This is a genomic window from uncultured Fretibacterium sp. (genome assembly GCF_938040765.1).
Taxonomy (GTDB): Bacteria; Synergistota; Synergistia; order Synergistales; family Aminobacteriaceae; genus CAJPSE01.
In genome coordinates, this window is record NZ_CALIAA010000066.1 from 1 (window position 1) to 4,186 (window position 4,186).

A 4,186-nucleotide genomic window follows, 5' to 3' on the forward strand; every position below is an offset into this window, starting at 1 on the left:
CAAAACAGGCAAGCTGGGGTACCACCGGGGTGCTTCATGGATTAAATCAGCGTTTTCCTTGTTATATCATTGGGGTGAAGGGGGAAGCCGAATGAAAAGCCTGGATCGGTACAGGGGGTGCCTGCTCGGCGGCGCCGCAGGGGACGCCCTCGGGTATGCCGTGGAATTTCTGGACGCCGATTCCATCCTCCGCAGGTATGGAGGAGACGGCATTACCGAATATGCCCTTGTGAACGGGACGGCGCTCATCTCGGACGACACTCAGATGACGCTGTTCACGGCGAACGGCCTGCTCCTTGGGACGACAAGGGACAGGACTCGGGGGACCGTGGGCGGCTGCCTGGACGGGATTGCGTCGTGCTGTGAGGAGTGGCTGCGCACGCAGACGGAGACGTATCCGGTGCGTGAACGGTATCCCTGCAGCTGGCTGATCAACGTTCCCGAACTGTTTGAGCGTCGCGCGCCGGGAAATACCTGCCTGTCCGCGATCGCGTCGTTCCGCGGAGGGAGACGGGGCGCCATCGACGAGCCCATCAACGACAGCAAGGGTTGCGGCGGGATCATGCGCGTTGCGCCCATCGGCCTGTACTTCGACGGGGAGCGGCATACGTCCGATGAGGTCGCCAGGCTCGGCGCCGAGGCCGCCGCTCTGACGCACGGTCATGAGCTGGGGTATATTCCGGCGGCGGCGCTCGTCCATATTGTCCACACCGTCTCCCACAGCGAGGACCCCCTGCTGGCCGATGCCGTCTGGAACGCGATGTCCGCCATGAGGCGCCTGTTCCCGGGGGCGGAACACCTGGACGAGCTCGAGGCGCTGGTGCGGATGGCTGTCGAGCTCTCGCAGAGCGACCTCGGCGATCCGGACGCCATTCGGATGCTCGGCGAGGGGTGGGTGGCGGAGGAGACCCTCGCCATCGCCGTCTACTGTGCGCTCAAGTACGAGAACGATTTCGACCGGGCGTTGATTGCCGCCGTCAATCACGGCGGTGACAGCGATTCCACGGGAGCCGTCACCGGAAATATTTTGGGGGCCCGCCTCGGCGCGAGGGCGATTCCCGAGAAATACCTCGACCGCCTGGAGCTGAAGGACGTCGTCTCGGAGATTGCGGAAGACCTCTTCAGCGACTGCAGAATCTCCGGTTATGGCCCCTACCGGGACGAGCTTTGGGCGAGCAAATACGTATTTATGACTTATGCCCCGTCCTCCAGGGGAAAGGTGTCCTCCCATTGGGAGGGGGACGGCGGGATCGCCCTTCCCGCGGAGTACGTCAGGCTGAGGGAGGACGTCGTTAGGCTGCGGGCGGAGTCGTTGGCCCTTCTGCTGGAGCGGGATGAGCTGGTCCACGTGGTGTGCAGGAACATCGAGATGAGGTACATGCTCACGCTCGGCGGCCTGGAGTACAAGGTGTATGAACTGCGCTGCACGGTGCTGCGCCTCAAGAGAAAGATAGAGATGATCCAGGCGAGGCGGAACAGGCAGGAGAAACTGGTCCTCTCCGAGATCGAATCGGCCCTGGACGACGAATTCGACGCGTATCGGAGGAGGCTGGACGAGCAGATCGACAGGATGAACGCCGCCCTCGAGAGGGGCAGGAGTTTCTGTCGAAGGAGGACGCAAGGGAGCTGAAGAAGCTGTACCGTGCGATCATGAAGGCGCTGCACCCCGACCTGCACCCCGATGCGGACCCCGCGCAGGTTCGGCTTTTCCATAACGCCGTATCCGCTTACGAAAATGGAGACCTGAACGGCCTGCGCCTGATAGGGGAGATGGTGTCCGCCCCGGTCCTGCCGGACCGCGATGAGGATGGGTTCGTCGCGCTGGCGAAGGAGAGGGAAAGGCTGACGGAGCTTTTGGAGGCCGTCCGGGAGGAAATCGAGGGGATCAAGGACGAGTATCCCTATATCTTGAAATCGATCGTCGAGAGCCCGGAGAGGACGGCGGCAAAGAGGGCCGAGCTGGAAAAGGATGCGGCGCGCCTGCAGGAGACGCACGCCCTCTATCAAAACAGGCTCGCCGGGCTCCTCCGGCTTGCCGGGGTCGATAGCGAATCCGGAGAAATGCTGAGGTGAGACGATGAGCGGCCTGGTAAAGAGCGAGGGGAACGATCTGATCGGCCTGCTGCATGGAAAGGGCGGCGGGCTCCCTGTACCCCAGCCCTTCGAAAGGGACATCTTTCTCTTCGACACCCATGTGGCGGGGACGTCCTTCATCGAGGGCATCGAGGAGCTCGCCGGGAACCTGAACGTTGACGACGAGCTCGACTTCTTCCGGGAGCCGGACAACCCCCACGACGAGCGGGCCATCGTCGTCAGGACCCGAAGCGGTGCGAAAATCGGCTATATCCCAAGGGACGACAACGTGATCTTTTCCCGCCTCATGGACGCGGGGAAGCTGCTGTTCGGCAGGGTATCCGCCAGGGAGATGCGGGGCGCCTGGCTGAAGCTGAGCATCAAGGTCTATCTGCGCGAGTGAGGCGGACAATCCTCAAGAACACACGGGCCCAGTCAGCGCCTCCTTACAGTTTTCCCTCCTTCAGCCTCGCCGCCGTGTCCTCGATGATCCCGAAGCCCTCCTCCATCTCCTCCAGGCCGCCGAGCCTCGAGAAGCTCAGCAGGTAGAGTCCCTTGAAGTCCCCGCCGTTCACCGCGAAGTCGGAGACGGGGACGATCCTCACCCCGGCGTTCCTCAGCTGCCCGAGGAGCGCTCCGGGCTCGACCCCCGGTATGCCGGCCACGAAGGACATGCCGGAGTTGGAGCCGTGCATTTCGATGTAGGGAGAACGCTCGATAAGGGATTTCATCTTCGAGTACTTCCTGTTGTAGAGAGCTTTCATCCGGTTTATGTGTTTCTCGAAATACCCCTCCGACATGAAGCGCGAAAGGGCCGCCTGGATGAAAAGGGACACCGGGCAGCCGAAGCCCTTGAAGGCCGCCTCATACTTTTTCATGAGCCTTTCGGGCAGGATCATGTAGCTGACCCTCAGCGAGGGCGCGACGAGCCTGGAGAGGGAGCCCAGATAGATCACGTCGTCGTTCGTGTCCATGCTCTTCAGCGCGGGGGTGGGCTTCTCCCGGAACTTGAACTCGCCGTCATAGTCGTCCTCGATGACGTACCTCTCGGGCTTCCGCCCCGCCCAGTTCAGGAGCTCGATCCTCCGGTTTATGGACATGACTGTACCCATCGGAAATTGATGTGCGGGGGTTACAAGAACGGCCGCGGAGTTGAGCCCGCTGAGCCGCTCGATCTCGATCCCCTGCTTGTCCAGTTTCAGGAAGATGGGGTTGGCCAGGTCGTAGGTGAAGAAGGGGCTGCTGACGGCATAGCCGGGGTTCTCGAAGGCGTAGAGCGTGCTGGCGTCCAGGAGCCTTTTGAGGATGTAGAAGAGGTGCTCCGTGCCCGCGGATATGACGATGCGGGACGGGGCCGTGCGGATGCCCCTGGAGTTCCGCAGGTAGGCCGCGATGCTCTCCCGCAGGGGGAGGAAGCCCCTGGCGCTGCCCTGCGAGAGCAGGTCCCCGCATTCGGGCGAGAACACCTGCCGGAAGATTTTCTTCCAGACGGAGTAGGGAAAGAGGGAATCGTCGACGCCGTTGTAGGAAAAATCGTACCTGTATTTTTCGGGGGGCGCCCCCTCGGGGTTTGCGGGGCCGCTCCGCCCGAGCCTTACCAGCCCGTCTATTTTCTCCACGAAGTAGCCCGTCCTCTCGGCCGGCCTGACGTAGCCCTCGACCTCCAGCTGATAGTAGGCGTTGTTGACCGTATTGATGCTGACCCTCAGGTCCCTGGCCATCGCCCTTATCGAGGGCAGCTTTTCCCCCGCGGCGAGCTCCCCCGAAACGATCCTGTCCTTGATGTCCTCGTAAAGCCCCAGATACAGGGGAAGATCGGTTCGTCTTGACGGCATGTCGGCCTCTGTACCTATAAAAATATTTTGGTTTGTATCTATCGATGGGAACAGTATAGCAGATATAATGCCGGGGCGAACGCGGCAGCAAATGCGGCGTCGGAACGAAAACGCGAAAACGCGAAAACGAGAAAGTGCGAAAAGACCGGAGGAAGAGAACGATGGATATTTACGAGAAGCTCAAGGGCGGAGTCATCATGGACGTCGTCAACCCGGAACAGGCCAGGATCGCGGAGGGAGCGGGGGCGGTCGCGGTCATGGCGCTCGAGAGGGTCCCC

4 protein-coding genes and 1 pseudogene are annotated in these 4,186 nt (G+C 61.8%); 4 read left to right on the plus strand and 1 reads right to left on the minus strand.

What is annotated here, in order from left to right:
* Nucleotides 1-91 precede the first annotated feature (91 nt).
* The 3 genes from Q0176_RS02485 to Q0176_RS02495 are packed head-to-tail and all read left to right on the plus strand — an operon-like array spanning nt 92 to nt 2,476.
* Nucleotides 92-1,630 carry an ADP-ribosylglycohydrolase family protein gene (locus Q0176_RS02485; protein WP_299298938.1) on the plus strand — a complete coding sequence of 513 codons (1,539 nt, stop codon included), beginning with the start codon at nt 92-94 and terminating at the stop codon, nt 1,628-1,630.
* 20 nt (nt 1,631-1,650) lie between these two features.
* Nucleotides 1,651-2,073 (plus strand): hypothetical protein, encoded by a 423-nt coding sequence (locus Q0176_RS02490; protein ID WP_299298939.1) that lies wholly within the window; start codon nt 1,651-1,653, stop codon nt 2,071-2,073.
* Nucleotides 2,074-2,077: 4 nt separating this feature from the next.
* Nucleotides 2,078-2,476, plus strand: a complete 399-nt coding sequence (locus Q0176_RS02495) for an HIRAN domain-containing protein (protein WP_299298940.1) — start codon at nt 2,078-2,080, stop codon at nt 2,474-2,476.
* A gap of 43 nt (nt 2,477-2,519) precedes the next feature.
* Here Q0176_RS02495 and Q0176_RS02500 read toward each other — a convergent pair whose 3' ends face one another.
* Entirely contained in the window at nt 2,520-3,908 is a 1,389-nt protein-coding gene (locus tag Q0176_RS02500) for a PLP-dependent aminotransferase family protein (protein ID WP_299298941.1), read from the minus strand.
* Between the two features lie 161 nt (nt 3,909-4,069).
* On the opposite strand from Q0176_RS02500, the pseudogene Q0176_RS02505 reads away from it, so the two are divergent.
* Nucleotides 4,070-4,186: pseudogene (locus tag Q0176_RS02505) on the plus strand (pyridoxal 5'-phosphate synthase lyase subunit PdxS); the annotation flags it as partial.

What these genes read in the sequence shown, in the direction of transcription:
- Q0176_RS02485 (WP_299298938.1), top strand. Translation starts at nt 92, where the DNA reads ATGAAAAGCCTGGATCGGTACAGGGGGTGCCTGCTCGGCGGCGCCGCA.
- Q0176_RS02490 (WP_299298939.1), top strand. Translation starts at nt 1,651, where the DNA reads ATGAAGGCGCTGCACCCCGACCTGCACCCCGATGCGGACCCCGCGCAG.
- Q0176_RS02495 (WP_299298940.1), top strand. Translation starts at nt 2,078, where the DNA reads ATGAGCGGCCTGGTAAAGAGCGAGGGGAACGATCTGATCGGCCTGCTG.
- Q0176_RS02500 (WP_299298941.1), bottom strand. Translation starts at nt 3,908, where the DNA reads ATGCCGTCAAGACGAACCGATCTTCCCCTGTATCTGGGGCTTTACGAG.